13 protein-coding genes and 1 pseudogene are annotated in these 17,069 nt (G+C 44.7%); 10 read left to right on the plus strand and 4 right to left on the minus strand.

The window, feature by feature from the left end:
* Nucleotides 1-8: 8 nt before the first annotated feature.
* On the plus strand, nucleotides 9-1,136 hold the full coding sequence (locus HUF13_RS15915) for a glycosyltransferase (protein WP_173476035.1): 1,128 nt from the start codon (nucleotides 9-11) through the stop codon (nucleotides 1,134-1,136).
* Nucleotides 1,137-1,143: 7 nt separating this feature from the next.
* On the opposite strand, the gene HUF13_RS15920 is transcribed toward HUF13_RS15915, so the two are convergent.
* From HUF13_RS15920 to HUF13_RS17470, 4 genes are all read right to left on the minus strand, one after another.
* Nucleotides 1,144-1,860, minus strand: coding sequence for a MauE/DoxX family redox-associated membrane protein (locus HUF13_RS15920; protein WP_173476036.1), 717 nt, complete (start codon nucleotides 1,858-1,860; stop codon nucleotides 1,144-1,146).
* A 9-nt stretch (nucleotides 1,861-1,869) separates the two neighbouring features.
* Nucleotides 1,870-2,064 carry a hypothetical protein gene (locus HUF13_RS15925; RefSeq protein ID WP_173476037.1) on the minus strand — a complete coding sequence of 65 codons (195 nt, stop codon included), beginning with the start codon at nucleotides 2,062-2,064 and terminating at the stop codon, nucleotides 1,870-1,872.
* A 630-nt stretch (nucleotides 2,065-2,694) separates the two neighbouring features.
* Entirely contained in the window at nucleotides 2,695-3,942 is a 1,248-nt protein-coding gene (locus tag HUF13_RS17465) for a class I tRNA ligase family protein (protein WP_304039308.1), read from the minus strand.
* The gene (locus HUF13_RS17470; RefSeq protein WP_304039310.1) at nucleotides 3,885-4,685 is read right to left on the minus strand and encodes a class I tRNA ligase family protein; all 801 of its coding nucleotides are present in this window, start codon (nucleotides 4,683-4,685) and stop codon (nucleotides 3,885-3,887) included. The genes HUF13_RS17465 and HUF13_RS17470 overlap by 58 nt, the downstream gene beginning before the upstream one ends.
* A gap of 288 nt (nucleotides 4,686-4,973) precedes the next feature.
* Between HUF13_RS17470 and HUF13_RS15935 the strand changes: the two genes are divergently transcribed.
* The 9 genes and pseudogenes from HUF13_RS15935 to HUF13_RS15975 all read left to right on the plus strand — a co-directional run.
* Nucleotides 4,974-5,495, plus strand: a complete 522-nt coding sequence (locus HUF13_RS15935; protein WP_173476038.1) for a nitroreductase family protein — start codon at nucleotides 4,974-4,976, stop codon at nucleotides 5,493-5,495.
* 63 nt (nucleotides 5,496-5,558) lie between these two features.
* Complete coding sequence (locus tag HUF13_RS15940; protein WP_304039312.1) at nucleotides 5,559-7,100, plus strand: bifunctional UDP-sugar hydrolase/5'-nucleotidase; 1,542 nt, start codon at nucleotides 5,559-5,561, stop codon at nucleotides 7,098-7,100.
* Nucleotides 7,101-7,960: 860 nt separating this feature from the next.
* Nucleotides 7,961-10,897, plus strand: coding sequence for an ATP-dependent DNA helicase (locus HUF13_RS15945; RefSeq protein ID WP_173476039.1), 2,937 nt, complete (start codon nucleotides 7,961-7,963; stop codon nucleotides 10,895-10,897).
* Between the two features lie 11 nt (nucleotides 10,898-10,908).
* Nucleotides 10,909-12,801, plus strand: coding sequence for a site-specific DNA-methyltransferase (locus tag HUF13_RS15950; protein ID WP_173476040.1), 1,893 nt, complete (start codon nucleotides 10,909-10,911; stop codon nucleotides 12,799-12,801).
* 8 nt (nucleotides 12,802-12,809) lie between these two features.
* Entirely contained in the window at nucleotides 12,810-15,521 is a 2,712-nt protein-coding gene (locus HUF13_RS15955) for a DEAD/DEAH box helicase (protein ID WP_173476041.1), read from the plus strand.
* Between the two features lie 23 nt (nucleotides 15,522-15,544).
* On the plus strand, nucleotides 15,545-15,751 hold the full coding sequence (locus HUF13_RS15960; protein ID WP_173476042.1) for a hypothetical protein: 207 nt from the start codon (nucleotides 15,545-15,547) through the stop codon (nucleotides 15,749-15,751).
* Between the two features lie 13 nt (nucleotides 15,752-15,764).
* On the plus strand, nucleotides 15,765-16,193 hold the full coding sequence (locus tag HUF13_RS15965) for a hypothetical protein (RefSeq protein WP_304039314.1): 429 nt from the start codon (nucleotides 15,765-15,767) through the stop codon (nucleotides 16,191-16,193).
* A complete protein-coding gene (locus HUF13_RS15970) occupies nucleotides 16,180-16,371 on the plus strand; it encodes a hypothetical protein (RefSeq protein ID WP_173387364.1) in 192 nt (63 codons plus the stop codon). The genes HUF13_RS15965 and HUF13_RS15970 overlap by 14 nt, the downstream gene beginning before the upstream one ends.
* A 410-nt stretch (nucleotides 16,372-16,781) precedes the next feature.
* A pseudogene (locus HUF13_RS15975) lies at nucleotides 16,782-17,069 on the plus strand (adenylosuccinate lyase); the annotation flags it as partial.

Genomic DNA, 17,069 nt, shown 5'->3' on the forward strand with positions numbered 1-17,069 from the left:
GTTGTATTATGAACGAACCAAAGATTTTGTTTATTTGTGACAAGAATGAATGTACAAGTTTCGGTCGTTTGACGATGAACTTGGTCAAGGCTGTTGCGGGCGTTTTTGAACCCCATGTGTTGTGGCTTAAAACGCCAAAGTTCTTTGGTGCGCTATCTAAAGATGAACCCAATTGTGATGATTCATATATCTCTCATGAAGTGTGGGCGAAGTCGCTTTATTCGGGATTTTTTTCTTTCCGTGGCCCGCTAAAGAAATTGGTGCAGACTCTGAATCCGCAAATCGTTTTTTTCATTCGTCCGGAACTAGGATTCTTGGTGCCGGTGGTTTCTGGGCTTAGCAAAACGGTGATGTTTGTTCATGATACTTTTGCTGAAACTCTTTACCCGAATTCTCTTAAATTTAAGCTCCTTAATTTATTCTACATCCGTCCAACGGTCAAAGCTGATTCTTTTGTCTATAATTCTGGATGGACGCGAATTCAGGCAGAACGCCATTTCGGTGTGGACATGTCTAAAAAGCCGGGTGCAGTTATTGGCTGCCCGATTGATTGTGAATTATTCAATAAGCCCGAAGTTGCTCTGACCGCTGAAGAAAAAAAAGATTTTGCACGCAAGTGTGGTATCAAAAATTTTGATGGAATGTGCTTGAATGTGAGTCTCGATGAACCCCGCAAGAATATCGAAACTTATTTTGAAATGGCTGCTCTTCGGCCGAATGTAGCTTTTGTGCGAATCGGAAAGTTCTCGGAGCGCCTTCGCGAAATTGTAAATGCAAAAAAGCTCTATAATGTTTATCATTTCAGTGAAGTCAAGGCTCATGTGATGCGTGATTTTTACCGCAACGCTGATTTGATGGTGTATCCGTCGCTGTTGGAAGGCTTTGGACTTCCGCCAATCGAAGCGATTGCTTGTGGAACTCCCGCTGTTGGTGCTGCGACTTCTGCTGTTAAGGAAAATTTGGAAGGTGTGTGCCCACTTGTGGATCCTCCGACTGATGCAAAGGCCTACGCCAAGGTTCTTGATCGTGTGCTTGCGGGTGAAAAAGTTATTGATGAAAAAAAAGCAGCCGCCCTTTTGGACCACTGCTCTATGAAATCTTTTAGTAAAAGAGTTTTAGATTTTCTTAAAAATTAAAGCCCGTTTATTCCGGTTTCTTCCAAATAGCGATGATGCTCTTGTTCTTGCGGAAGGCGAGCCAGAGCGTCGGCCAAACGAGGATGAGGTCGCGGATGAGGCTTGTCCAGGCTTCTGCCTTGTCGTGGGCGTTTCCGTCTTCGAGTTCAAAGCAACCGCAAGTGATGCCGAGGTCGTTCCAGAGAGCCCAGGCGAGTGCGATGATGAAGCTCACGAACATCCAGAAAATCGCAAATGCGGATTCGCGGACGAACGGCGATACAATCATGGCGAGGCCGAACCAGAATTCAAATTGCGGATAGATAAGCGCAAAGAAGTTGTTCACGAAGTCGATGTGGAGTGCCGAGAAAAACTGGTACTGCGCCACGAGTGTTGCGAACTGGTGCGGGTCCTGGATTTTGAAAATCGAGGCGAAGATGAACATGCCGCCAATGCCTACGCGACAAAGCGTTTCGAGCGTGCGCGTGGCAAAGTCTTTTTGAATCTTGAGTGCGGGGGCGATCAAGGCGCAAGCGAGTGCAACGGCGCTAACACCAACGTGGATGTTGTAGCGGTAAGCCTTCGGCCAAATATCCAAAAGCCACTCGTGGTCGGTGAATGTGAGGAATGTTTCGGGAAAGCTGATTTCTGCAACACCGACTGCTACAAGGAACGTGGCGAGTGTGAGGAGAACGCCTGCGATAATCGTATTCTTGAGGTTTGGTTTTTCAAAACATGCAATCATAGTCGCTCCTTACAGGATGTCTGCCGGTTTTTCGAGGATTTCTTGAGAACCAATCCAATCGACGGATTTGGCGTCATCGACTCGAATGTTGTTGATGATGGCAAGAGCGATGCTGAATGCTGCAATGCCGAGTAAGACAATCCAATTTAAGGATTTGAGGTAGGCGAGTGCGTTGTTTTTAAATTTTTCAAAGAAATCTTTCATATTGCCAATATATAAAATTATTGGTCCGGCGTTTTGGTGTGCAAATGCTGATTTTGAAAAAATACTGATTTGGAGGTAAAAAACTGATAAAGTACTAAAATGCTGGAATGTTGAATTGTGGGAATGCCGGAGTGTAGGCGAGGCGAGTAGGAATGCCGGCGCGCAAGGAGGCAAAATTGTAGGAATGCGGTGCGCTGGGGCTGAAAAAAGCTGATTCTGAAAAATGGGCGTTTTTTACGTCAAAAAATAGGCAAATGTGGATGTTTTTACGTAAAATTTTTAGTTTGTATGTTTTTTGTGTGGGCCGAAATTTGTTTTTATGTGGAAAAATGCTCCAAAATGTCGATTTTTGGACTAAAAACAGATGAAATCTGAGGTGTTTCTTGCTTACAAACCGCTTTTTCTTGTTTAATTTGTTGTTGTTTGTGTAGTTTGTTTGAAATTTTACGTAAACAAATGGAATTTTGAGGTTGTTTTGACGTAAAATTAGACGTTTTTTCGATTTTCGCTTTTTATAGGCAAAAAAAAGACTCGCCGAAGCGAGTCTAGAGTAGGTTTTCTTTCGTCTTTAGTCTGTAGCCCGCTATACTTCGACGAGCTCAGCAACCTAGTGGGCGTTCTCTCGTCTAATTAATGCACTCCGTTGCCGTCGGCGACGTCGCAGGTCACGGCCTTGCCGTTCACTTCAAGAGCGGTTTCACCGCAGAATACAGCACCACCCTTCACGGAGAGTGCAATCTTTTCGAAGTCCTTCACCTTGAGCTCGCGCGGTTCGCTCGGTGCGACACCCTTGAAGAGGGCGCGGTCACCCGGCTTGGCATCTTCGGGGACGCTCACGAGGCGGCAAGTGTGGGCTTCGGCGTCGAGGTCGCCTGCAAAAAGCATGCCCTGGCTCATGATGCCACGGAGAGCATTTGGCTTCAAGTTTGCGAACAAGAGAATCTTACGGTTCTGGAGTTCTTCGGGCTTGTAGCTGTTTTTGAGGCCACTGCAAATGGTGCGCGGTTCGCCTTCGCCAGCATCGACCTTGAGGACGTACAAACTATTTGCATCTGGATGATCGGCAACTTCGACAATCTGAGCCACGCGGAGGTCCATTGCTGCCGGAACGTCTGCGGCCATGAGCGGCTTGTTCTGCTTGGGCTTCTGCTGCTGTTGCGGCTGCTTCTTGACTTCTTCTTCGATACGCGGGAAAAGCGGCTTGCCTTCGCCGAACTGTTCGCCGCCCTTGAGGATGCCCCAAACGAGGTCGTTCTGGTCGGTGAACTTGCTGCCAATCATGGCGAGACCTTCTTCGCTCTTGCCCGGAATGACCGGCCAGAGGAGGCAAAGGCTTAAACGCACGGCTTCGGCAGAAACGTAAAGCACTGTGGCAAGTTCGTCCTTGAGGGCGGGATCCTTGGCGAGTTTCCACGGAGCCTTGACTTCGAGGTAGCGGTTCACGCTACGGACAAGCGTCATGATTTCTTCGACGACCTGGGACAGCTTGACCTGCGGAATCCATTCCATCACGTTTGTGCGGACGCGGTTTGCGATGGTGATGACTTCGTTGGCTGCATCGTCGAGTGCAGCCGGAGCCGGGAGCTTGCCTTCGAAGTTCGTGAGCACCAAACGGTGAACGCGGTTCAATACGTTACCGAGGTCGTTGGCGAGGTCGCTGTTGATGCGGCGGACAAAGCCTTCGTGCGTAAAGTTGGCATCTTGACCGACGACCATTTCGCGGGCGAGGAAGTAACGGAACGCATCGATGCCGTACTTTTCCATGTAGTCCATCGGGTTCACCACGTTGCCTGCGGACTTGCTCATCTTTTCGCCGCCGTTCACGAGCCACCAGCCGTGGGCGAGGATGTGCTGCGGGAGCGGAATGTCGAGGGCCATGAGCATGCGTAAGTTTTGTGGAATGCGGTCGAAGCGCTCACGTAGTTGAGGAGAGCATCGAACCAAACATACGTCACGTAGTCCGGGTCGAACGGCAGCGGAATGCCCCAGCTCAAGCGAATCTTCGGGCGGCTGATGCAAAGGTCGTTGAGCGGCTGACGGAGGAATCCGCGAATTTCGTTCCAGCGGTAGTCCGGCACAATCCAGTCCTTGTGGCTTTCCAAGAAGTCAATCAACTTCTGCTGGTAAGAACCCATCTTGAAGAAGTAGTTCTTTTCCTTGAGCCATTCCACCGGGCGGTGGCTGATGGGGTCGCACTTGTTTTCGTCAAGTTCGTCTTCGCTGAAGAAGCGTTCTTCGCCAACGGAGTACCAGCCTTCGTATTCCTTGGAGTAAATTTCGCCCTTGTCCCAGAGCTTCTGCAAGCATTCCTGCACGTAAGCCTTGTGTTCCGGCATTGTGGTGCGGATGAAGAAATCATTGCTGATGTTCATCTTTTTCCACAAATCTTCGAAGCGGTGGTAGTATTCGTCCACATGTTCTTGCGGGGTAACGCCACGCTTCGCGGCGGCGCGCTGCACCTTTTGACCGTGTTCGTCTGTGCCGGTCAAAAAGAATGTCTGGTAGCCGATAATCTTATGGAAGCGGGTAAGGATATCCGCGAGAACAGTCGTGTAGGAATGCCCGATATGCGGGGCATCATTGACGTAATAAATCGGAGTGGTAACGTAAAAATTTTTCATGGGCTAAAATTTAGTAAAAGGCGAGTACCGCGACAATGCAATTTAATGCATTGGCATGGCCGAGCCGTACTAAACGCGTTCCGCAGGAACGCCATTTAGTAAAAGTGAGCAAAGCGAGCAATGCGCGAAAGCTTGCTTTCGCATATTCGAGCTGCAGCCACTGACGCCGGAGGCGTCAAAATTTAGCCTGTTTTGGCGAGAATATGCGTGAATTTACGCTTCTGTTAGAGTACGTTTTTTATATTCAGAATATATTTTTTTGTTATAAATTTTTAATAGGAGCCCTATATGGAATTTGCTGAATTAGTCAAAAATCGCTACAGCTGCCGTGCATTTGCAGATCGTGCTGTAGAACCCGAAAAACTTATGGTGGTGCTTGAGGCCGGACGCCTTTCGCCAACGGCTGTAAATGGCCAGCCGGTGATTGTCAAAGTGTTGGAATCGCCCGATTCCCTCAAGAAAATTCGTGGTCTTACCCGTATGGCCTACAATGCTCCCGTTGTGATTATGGTTTGCTATGACGATACGAAGGTTTACACTCCGACAAATTACATGGATGATTTCAAGAGTGGCATCATGGATTCTAGTATTGTCGCGACATCGATGATGATGCAGGCGACCGATCTCGGACTTGCAACGCTTTGGGCTCGCGGATTCAGCGCAGCTCACATTGAACATGAATTCGGATTCCCCGAAAACATCAAGCTTGCTTGCCTTTTGGATGTGGGTTACGCAGATCCTGTGGATGGTTTGCCTTCTCCGCGTCATGACTTGCGCAAGTCGATGAACGAGTTTGCCGAAGAAATGTAATTATTGTATATAACATAAGAGGCCTTTCTGCAAAAGTATATTCTTCTTTTGTGTGTCTTGCTGTTGTTTTCTTGTTCTGAAAAGAAACAACAAGTTCAAGTTGACGAAAACATTTTACCTTCTCCGCGAAGCATCGTTGTTGTTTATGAAAACGATGTTCATTGCAGTATGGAGGGATATAAAAAATTTGCGGGCCTTCGTGATGCGATTGCGGATACGGCTGATGTCTTGACGGTTTCGTCCGGCGATTTTTTGCAGGGCGGTGCGATGGGGAGCTTTTCGCGTGGTGGCTATGTAGTATCCATGATGAATGCTGTCGGCTACGATGTTGTGACGCTTGGGAATCATGAATTTGATTATAAAATTCCACGCTTGATGGAACTATCGGATTCGCTGAACGCCGCAATTGTTTGTGCAAACCTTGTTCAAAAAGAAACTTCGATTCCGCTGTTCAAGCCTTATGTTTTAAAGCAGGTAGGCTCCAAGAAAATTGCGTTCGTTGGCGTGTTGACTCCGCAAACCTTAGTGGGCGAGTCTTACGCGTTCACGGATGATTCGTTAGAAACTTTGTACGATATCCCTGCGGAGAAAATTTTCAATCTCGTGCAGATGGCGGTGAATGATGCGCGTAAAGCAGGTGCGGATTATGTGATTCTCCTTTCGCACTTAGGCATTTTTCCGCCTGTAACGTCTATTGATGTTGTTCGAAATACGACAGGCGTTGACGCTGTGCTAGATGGACATTCTCATAGCGTTGTTGGCGAAGAGTTTGCTGTAAATTTAAATGGGGACAGTGTTCTTGTGTCACAGACGGGAACGAAATTCCAGAATGTCGGAATCCTCGACATCACTCATGATGGAAAATTTCATTCTCGGTTGATTCCGATGGATGGCGTCGTTGCGGTGAACCGTAAAGTTGCTGCCGTTCACGATAGCTTGCTTGCTTTGACTGCCGCCGATTTGCAGAAAGTTGTCTCGAATACGAAATTTGAATTGACGATTGATGGAGATGACGGGAAGCGTTTAGTTCGCAAGGGCGAAACGAACTTGGGAGACCTTGCTGCTGATGCCATGCGTTTTTCTGTGGGGGCTCAAATTGGAATGGTGAATGGCGGCGGAGTTCGCAAGACTATTCCTTCGGGGCCTGTGAAATACCAAGATGTTTTGGATGTGATGCCTTTTGCAAATGATATGTGCTTGATTCGTGTGACGGGCCGCCAAATTAAGGAGGCGCTTGCACAAGGTGCTTCGCGTTTGCCTGAGGAATCCGGTGGATTCTTGCAAGTTTCGGGACTGCGTTATACAATTGTCGTTGAAAAAATGCAAAGCGACGATGCTACGCGAGTACGTGTTGAAAATGTGCAGGTCGAGACTGGCAATGGTTTTGTCGCTATTGACGAGGATGCGCTTTACATCGTTGGTTTATCCTCTTACGTCGCGTACATGGGGCGCGAAATTACAGCCCTTCGCAAAAGTGAAATAATTGCAGACAAGGTCATGACCGACAGCGATGCCATGGTAAAGTTCTTGAAAAGCCTGGGAGACGAAATCCCCGAAGCTTACCGAAAGCCGCAGGGGAGGATTGCGGTGAAATATGATAGGTAGGGGGTGAATTATGGTTTATAAAGGCGGTTTCCGCATGATTCCTGCTATCGTTTGTTCAATCTAAACGTTAATCGGTATAGCGGATTTTTTCGAACGACTTTTTGCAAAAATTTGGATTTTTTCAAGGGAGTTTGGGTTGAACTTTAAAAATTTGAGACCCAAGGCCACAGAGCTTGCCGAAGTAAGGCTGAAATCTTATTTGGTCGTTTTACGCATTTTTTTGTTTTTTTGCAATCTATCGTTTGCATTTTTTTCTTATATTACGCTTTGACATAGGGTATTGCAGAAATTTTTGGGTTCGGTTGGCGGTTGTCTTTTATGCCATTCCGGCTTCCGAACAGGAACCTGTTTCTGCAACACTCGTTTGAAGAGTTTATTAGCTCTTGTTCTCACGCTGAAATCTGCAAATTTCAAATAACCGAGGACAAGGCGAACGCTCACGTAAATGCGATTTTCGAACCGTAGCAATGCGGCTCGTTTAGGCGTATTTCGACAAGAACAGCAACGTTCATCGTGTCATTGCGAGCCTTTCGCATGGCATCACGGATTCGTTCCGAGTGTCATTGCGAACCGAAGGCGAAGCTATCTATACGAAACTTGCTGTGTTTTCTGTCGCCCGCTTTGGGGCGTGGGTCGTTTGCATTTATCGGTTATGGGCAATGCAGAGCCTCAGCGTGATAAATTGCAGCGACCTGCGTCCTTTCTTTTTCCAAAGAAAATCGCCAGTTCAAGAACAAATAGTTCTATCTGTAAATTCATTGAACAAGAGCGCAAAGTGCATTTTGTGGTTTTGCGTAATTTGTCTGACGCCGTCGGCTTTTATCGCTTTGCTACGGATTGTGCAAAGGGCGATTGGATAGATGGGTGGAACATTTGGCGTAAAAAGCAACGAAGAACAGTTGCAGGTGATTCGCACGACGGAATCTCCGCTTTTGGTTATTGCTGGCCCTGGCGCAGGCAAAACCAAGACTTTGGTGGATCGAGTATGCCATCTGATTTACGATTTGAATGTCTCCCCCGAAAATATTTTGATTGGTACTTTTACTGAGAAGGCGGCCAAAGAATTACTTTCACGCATCTCAACAGTTTCCGCCAATTATAAGATCCAAAAAAATATTTCCGAAATCCGAGTAGGGACATTACATTCGTTGTTCCTAGACTTTTTGGAAGAATATCGCGAATACACGGAACTTCGCCGTGGATACCGTGTTCTTGACGATTTTGAACAACAATACCTTGTTTACCGGAATGCTTCGAAATTCAATCAGGTTGAAGGACTGGCTGAAATTCTTGAAAGTGAATCTGCATATGGTTGGAAATCTGCGAAAAAGATTTGCTACCTGGTAAACAAGGTTGCCGAGGAAAATCTGGATTTAGAAAAACTTGCTCAAAGCAAGGAATCGAATCGTCTTCTGGCTTTAGCACAACTAGTTTCAGTATATCGCAAAATTTTGTTTGAAGAGAATGCGCTGGATTTTTCGTTGATTCAAACTAAAATGTGGGAACTCCTTGATAATCAAGATGTGCTCAAGGATATCCGAAAGAAAATCCATTACATCATGGTGGATGAATATCAGGATACGAATCGAATTCAGGAACAGATTCTCTTGAAAATGGCGGCTCCCGATAATCGCATTTGCGTGGTTGGCGATGATGACCAGGCCCTTTACCGTTTCCGCGGCGCGACTGTCGAAAATATTTTGCGTTTTCGAGACAAATTCCCGGGCCTTTTCAGAAGCAAGTGTAAAAAGGTCGAGCTGGATAAGAATTATCGTTCTCACCCAGACATCATCGATTTCTACAACAAATGGATGGAACGTCCGTATGATGGCGAGTGGGGCGAGTTTCGTCACAATAAGGTGGTTAAGTGTGCTGGCAAGCAGAATCGAAAGAATTCTCCATACACAGGCGTTGTCAAATGTATGGGGCAGAATGTCGATGAATGGTGCCGCAACTTCTACAATTTTATACATAATCTTGAACTCAAGGGCTCATTAACTGATTATAACCAAGTCGCGCTGCTCGCTTATTCCGTAAAGAATGAAAAGATTGTCGCTTTAACAAATTATTTGGAAAAACACGACATCCCTGTGTTTTCACCAAGATCGGGACAGTTCTTCAATAGAAAAGAAATACAGCTTGCTATCGGAGCCTTGCTATTCCTTTTCCCAAAATGTGAAGAGACGTATTTGGATGATGGAAGCAATGCAAAGTTCATGGAAGGAATTTGGGCATATTACGATTTATGCCTAGATGTTTTCGCAAATGAGTTAAGGAAAATGCCCCAAACGCATAGAGAATTACAAGTTTGGGCTGTTACCAAGGCGAAGGAAATCGCCAAGGCGACAAGAAATACGGACTACTCCTTTGCGAATCTATTCTACGAAATGCTGCAGTTCCCGCTATTCGCTGATTTCTTGGATATGGAGCTTGATAGCGGTGTAAAAGACTTGCGTCCTCTCTATAATTTGGGTTTGTTTAGCCAGCTGCTTGCCCGCTTTGAAAGCATGAATGGTATCACGGGCATCTATGCCGACGAAAAAAAACGAACGCAGGAAATTCGCCGTTTGTTTAACGAGTATTTCAAGTTCCTGCACGATGGCGGGATTGCTGAATTTGAAGACTTTGACATGGTGACACCGTCGGGTTGTGTGTGTATCATGACAATCCACCAGAGCAAGGGGCTTGAATTCCCGGTGACTTGTGTTGATTCGCTGGACTCACGCCCTCGTAAAAATTACGATGAACTTGATGTTGAAATTGCCAAATACTATCACGGGAAAGATCCGTGGGAACCTTTAGAGCGCACTAAGTTCTTTGATTTTTGGAGACTTTACTATACGGCTTTCAGCAGGGCGCAAAATTTACTTGTGTTGACCGGCATTGATAATAGTTCTGGGCGTGAAAGAGGCGAATTCAGAAGTCCTTCAAAATACTTCGCCCATGTTTATGAGAGTGTCCCTGATTTTACGAGGCTTTTTGCAGCGGGAACACCGGACATATCACTTGATTTGGTCAAGCCGAGCAATGTCAAACATCAGTATTCGTTTACCAGTCACGTGCTTCTCTACGAAAACTGCCCGACGCAATACAAGTTCTTTAGGGAAGTTGAATTTAGTCCCGTGCGTACTAATGCAATCTTGTTCGGAACCTTGGTGCATGAGACCATTGAAGATGTTCACAGACAGGTGTTGGCAGGGAATGTCCAAAATGTGACATCCGAAAATATGCGTGAATGGCTGCAAGATAACTACCGCCAGATTTCCAAGGAGTTGGGCGTTTATTTACGCCAGTCTTCTTTGGATTCCATTTTGAACCATGTTGAAAATTATGTGGACTATGCAAGTCGCGATTGGGCGAAGGTGAAAGAAGCCGAAGTCCCCTTGACATTGCTTAAGGAAGATTACATTCTGGAAGGTCGTATTGACCTGATTCAGGGTTCCGGTGAAACATTGGAAATCCTTGATTTCAAGACGGATGTGAAGCCTGATGTCAATAACGCCAAAGACCGTGAAAAACTGAATCGTTACAAGCGGCAACTTGAAATTTACGCACACATTGTTGAAGAAAAATATGGTAAGCCAGTAAGCAAGATGCATCTGTTCTACACAGGAACAAAGGATGGCTCGCCATACGTGACGTACGATTACAGCCGTAGCTCAATAGAAAACACTATGAAGGAAGTTGCCGATGTGGTGCAGAAAATTGAACGCAAGGATTTTACCCGCACTCACGAGCGCGACCCCAAGAAATGCTCGGAATGCGACTTTAGACACTATTGCAACAACCATTGTTAAAGGGAAAGATTATGACAAACGAAAATGATACGTTCAAGTTCGAATTGGAACCCATCAAAGGCTTCCCGGAACTCCGTTGGGCGGGCAAGCGTCCCTTTACTGGAACAGCCTATTACCCAGCGCAGTTGAAGGAATCCTATGGAGAACCTGCCGAAGATGGTTGGATGAACAAACTCTATTGGGGTGACAATTTGCAGGTGATGAGCCACCTGCTCAAGGAATACCGTGGTAAAGTAAATTTGATCTACATCGACCCGCCGTTTGATTCAAAGGCTGATTACAAGAAGACGATTGCTTTGCGTGGGAAAAAGGCTGAAAGCGATTCTAGCAATTTTGAAGAAAAACAGTATGGCGACATCTGGACGAATGATGAATATCTCCAATTTATGTATGAAAGATTAATTCTCTGTAAGGAATTGCTAAGTGATACAGGAAGTATTTATCTGCATTGCGACTGGCACAGAAATAGTTTTATACGTAGTGTAATGAATGAAATATTCGGGTTGGAGCATTTTAGAAATGAAATAATCTGGCAAAAAACTCTTTCAAGAAAGGCCCAAAGTGGACAATTTGGTAATATTCATGACACTATCATTTATTTCTCAAAATCGGACAATACCGTTTTTAATACGATTTATGAGGAGCGGGATGAGGAAGTTACAAAAAAAAGATTTCCTTTAATAGATGAAAAAACAAAGAAAAGATATGTGCTTGATAATTTTACTCAGGCAGGTCAGGGTTCAAAAAAATATTTTGGAGGAAAATATGGATGGTTAGAACCACCTGTAGGAAAGCATTGGATTTGGTCTCAGCAAAGAATTGATGAGGGAATAAAAAATGGGATGATTCAGTTTACATCAGGAAATATGCCAAGATTGGTCAGGTATGAAACAGAAGGAGTTTTTGCTGGGGATATTTGGGCTTCTAATGAAATGATAATGCATTCCCAAAGTTCAGAAGATTTAGGCTACCCCACTCAAAAGCCGGAAGCACTCCTTGAACGCATCATTAAGGCTTCCTCCAATCCCAGTGATATTGTCTTTGACTGCTTTATGGGGAGTGGCACAACACAAGCTGTCGCTATGAAGTTGGGGCGCCGTTTCATTGGTGCGGACATTAATTTGGGGGCGATTCAAACGTCGACAAAACGCCTTATCGCTCGTGCTCATGATATTGAATCCGACACAACTCGAAAATGCTACACTGGTTTCGAGGTCTATAACGTAAACGATTACGATTTCTTCCGCAATGAATTGGAGGCAAAACGCCTTATCATTGAGGCGCTCGGGATGCAGGCCTTGCCGGAAAACGACCTCTGGGATGCCGAATTGGATGGCCGCATGGTTGCAATTCTCGGAATCAATCGTATCGCGACAGCCGCTGAATTCTCTAAAATCGTAAACAATATTGATATCGGTGACTGGACCCGTCGCCAAGCAGAAACACCGAATAAGCCCATTGAAAAAATTACCTTCGTCTGCATGGGCCATGACCCTAATCTCAAGGCCATGTTCATTGAAGAAATGCAGAAACTCGGTTTCAAGGTGGATCTTGAAATCGTGGATATTCTTCGCGACAAGAAAGATTTGACATTTAAGCGTGATTCCGACGCCCGCATTAAAATTAGCGGCAATAATCTATCCATTACCGATTTCTATCCTATGAATCTGTTGCAGAAACTTTCTATCCAATGCGAGGACGTTTCTGACTGGAAAGAATTGGTGGATTCTGTGATGATTGATTGGAATTACGATGGGGCTACATTCAGTCCGAGCATTACGGATATTCCCGCCAAGAATGATATGGTCAAGGGGGTCTATGAAATTCCCAAGGATGCCGGAACAATCCACGTAAAGATCACGGACTTGCTTAGTGAAAGTTGGGAAGGCTCTTTTGAGGCGTAGAGGGTGATATGGCAAAGAAAAATATCGTAGAACTTCCTTTCTACAAGTACTTGTGGAATTTCTATTCTGTCCACAAGGCTGAAATCAAGAGTGAATATGACCCGCTAACCAAGCGAATCCTTTCGCATGCCAATCCGGAGAATCCAGGTGCGTTTCTTCGTAAGCCGCAATATGAAGCCTTTGAAATCTATGTATTTCTGAAGGAATACTTGGACAACCCGAAGCTATTTGATTTGTTCAATGATTGGCGGCATAACAAGGGAAAGTTTTGCGTCAAAGATACTCAGCTGTTGGAATCCATTTCGACGGACCTTTTTGCAGAACAGGAGGAAATGAGAAAAATCGAAGATGCTAAAATCATCGAACCTGCTATTACTCAATTACAAAATCTGAGGCAGACTTATTCCAACTATATTTTCTCGCTTACGATGGGAACGGGCAAGACCATCCTGATGGCTCTTTGCATATTCTACGAATTTCTACTAGCGAAGAAACGTCCGAAGGACTTGCGCTACTGCCATAATGTTCTTGTCCTTGCTCCTGACACAACTGTGTTGCAGTCGCTCAAGGAAATTCTCACTTTTGACAAGTCAAAAATTTTCTCACCGGAATATGCCAATACCCTTGACACGATTCTCAAGTTTCATTTCTTGGAAGACGATGGCATTAGCCTCTCGACGATGGATGGTTCCGATTTCAACGTGATTATTTCGACAAGTCAAAAAATCATCCTTAAAAAGAAGCACAAGGAAGATTCTGCAAGCATTCAGTTGTTTAAGGAAAGCTGGGAATCTGCTATGGAGAACAATCCTAACGCAGATTTATATCAACTTGATGAAACGGAATTGACTGCAAACCAGCGTTATGTAAAAATTACGCGACTTCCGCAACTTGGAATCTATGTGGATGAGGCTCACCATGCTTTCGGCAAGTCGCTCAAGAGCGATATGCTTGATCGCAGCAAGGAAACGAGCCTGAGGCTTACCATTGACAACTTGGCCAAGGAACTTGAACGTTCTGGATCTAAGGTGGTGGCTTGCTATAACTTTACGGGAACTCCTTATGTCGATAACCAATTGATGCCTGAAGTGGTCTATGAATATGGGCTCCGTGAAGCAATCGATAACCGTTACTTAAAGGAAGTGGATGTCAAGGATTTTGACAATGTGAAAAGCGGCACTTTCATTGATAAATCTATTGATGAATTTGTTCAGCAACATGTAAATCAAAAAGGAGTATTCAAAAGATACGAAGGGATGCTCCCGAAGATGGCTATTTTTGCAAATACCATCGAAGAATTGACCAATGACTTGAAACCCGCCGTAGAGAAGGCTCTTATAAAGCACGATATTTCGCTGGATTCCATCTTGGTCAATGTGGGTGACGACAAGGTAACCAAAAGTGATGATTTGCGAGAATTTAAGCTGCTTGATACCACTGAATCTCAAAAACAATTCATTTTGTTGGTGGGCAAAGGAAAAGAAGGCTGGAATTGTCGTTCCTTGTTTTCTGTCGCCTTATATCGTGAACCCAAGAGCACCATCTTTGTATTGCAGGCTACAATGCGTTGTTTGCGTTCCATAACGGAACAACAGCAGCATGGCATCGTATTTCTTTCTTCTGAAAATCTCGTCATTTTGCAAAATGAATTGCAAAGTAACTTCAGGATGACTGTTAACGACCTGACGCACAAAAATACGGATACAAAAAAAGAACGCCGGATTTATGTGCGCAAGAAGGTTCCCGTCAAGATGATGGAACAGGTTTCTACATTCAAGGTTGAACCTAAGCAGGTCGGTGAATACACCATTTTTGACGAAACATTTAATTTTGACTTGTGGCGAAAAACAGAAGGCTCTCATACACTTCGTAATATTGATTCGGCGGCAATCCGAAAAGAAATACGTAGTTCTGTTGACCGCACATTTACGCCGTATAGCCTAGTTGCGGAAATATCACTTTACCTGACGCAGCACGAGTCTTCTGGTATTCTTTTTTCACCTTGCGAAATTCGCGAGTTGCTGGATTATTCTACGGATGGAATAAACAAGATTCTGGAAAAGGTGAATTATGCAAATGAAATTCTCTACGACTTCGTCATTCCAAAACTTTTCAGTCAACTTTACAATGTCAAATATGAAGCTGGCGAGCCTAAGGAAGTCATAAAGTATATAGTCAAGGATCCTCCAAAGAATGGTCCTGATGAAGGTTCCGCATATTACACTATGCGCTTTAGCGATGACAAGTTTGTGTCCGATGTGAGTGCCAGGTATAATGCGTTCAATCAGATGGATGGCAACAAGAAAAGCTTTGATTTGTCGGGATATGGCTTTGACTCAAATTCTGAGCGACAGTTCTTTGACAGGAATCTCTTTAACAATAACGAAATTAAGCATATCTGGTTCACGGGAATGCTTACTAACGGCCAATCCAATTTCTACGTGCATTACATAGATCCAGAATCCCATTCGCTTCGTTCGTACTTTCCTGATTTTCTTGTTGAGGATAATGCAGGAAAATTCTACATCGTAGAAATCAAAGGCCGCAATCTCATAAGTCACCCGTCAACACGAGCAAAAGAAGAATATGCAAGACAGATGGCGACATTAAGCAAAATGGAGTATGTGTTTATTCCTGATGACTTGGCGGACATGATATTGCAGGAATTTGTGGTGCAATCAAAAGCTAGTAACTCGGAAGAGGCGGCGAAAATGTTCTGATATTTTGCAGCCTAAAAAGGATAATGCAGGTAAAGCTTTTTTTGAAGCGGGTTATATGCAACATCTGTGAAATCGGCAAGGAACGCGTCTGCCGTGCTGGAATGAAGATTATGGATTCTATCGCCTCTTCGAGGCTCCAGAATGACAACGCTGAATCTGTCATCCTGGAGCCTTTGATACTTGGCGAAGCCTTTCATGCCTTTTACCCCGGCTTCCGAGCCGGGGGATAGGAACCATTATTTATTGAATAGCATTTGCGATAGGTCATGGGGAATAAATTGGATTAAAATTCCAAAAGAAGTGGATGTTTTCGCCCTTGCGTTGAAGGAAAATAATGAAATTCAGGGGCTTGTTGGGGTGAAAAATGACGTGGATGTAAAAGCCGCCTATTTGCATTGGGCTTGTACGGCTCCGCACAATAATAAACATGCTTATGGCAGGCAAAAATATAGTGGCGTTGGGGGCCATCTTTTCGCCATAACAGTTGAAAAATCCATGCAATGGGGGTACGAGGGGACAGTACATGGTTTTGCCCTTAACAAAACGCTCTTAAATCACTATATTGAAGTTCTAGGGGCGACCTATTTAGGCGCTTTGCATCCCTATCAATTTTTTCTTGATGGAGATGCGGCACGGAAACTCTTGGAGGTCTATACGTATGAATGGAATTAGGAAACCGGCCGTCATTTTGGCGGATTCCATGGAAGAGTATATGGCTCCTCCTAATCCGTACAAAAACCCTCCTAAAGGCAAACTGAACTTGCTGGAACTGGGAAGATACGCAAGGCGTGTCGGGAAAACTGTTGATAAATTGACCGCCGAGGAAATTCTACAGTTTAAGATTCCGTAATACTGTGCACGTTCGATTCCCTAGAAGACATCGTTGTGCTTCGCAGTCAGCTTGATGCGTAATTATTTAATCATTAAAATATCAAGTTGATTTGATAATCAATAATTTTTTTGAAAAAAATACTGTGTCAAAATATGACGCTACAATGATGTAGACCGTTCGTCAAAACTTTCACTGCATCTGCGCCAATTGCAGAAACATATACAGCGACATTTGCTCCGACACCAATGACGCAGATTTGCTTCCCTTTGAAAGTTTGGCGAATTTGAAGCGATAATAAATAGATTGATTGTTCAAAACGTATCGAATGTTCTCGTATGCAAATATTATTCATTATAAAAAGTTTTAATTGTAAAAAAGAGTTTCCTTTTTCTACATTTGGTCTTGTAAAACTTAAAAAAGGATAAATCATGCGTGATCAATTCGAAAGCCCGCTCATCAAGCGCTATGCTTCCAAGGAAATGAGTTTCATCTTCAGCCCGCAGTACAAGTTCCAGACTTGGCGCAAGCTGTGGATTTACCTCGCCGAATCCGAAATGGAACTCGGCCTCCCGATTACGCAGGAGCAGGTGGACGAACTGAAGGCCCACGAGAAGGACATCAACTTCGAAGTCGCCGAAGAAGAAGAAAAGCGCCGCCGTCACGACGTGATGAGCCACGTTTACGCTTACGGCGTGCAGTGCCCGAAGGCCAAGGGC

The sequence above is a fragment of the Fibrobacter succinogenes genome, assembly GCF_902779965.1.
Classification (GTDB): Bacteria; Fibrobacterota; Fibrobacteria; order Fibrobacterales; family Fibrobacteraceae; genus Fibrobacter; species Fibrobacter succinogenes_F.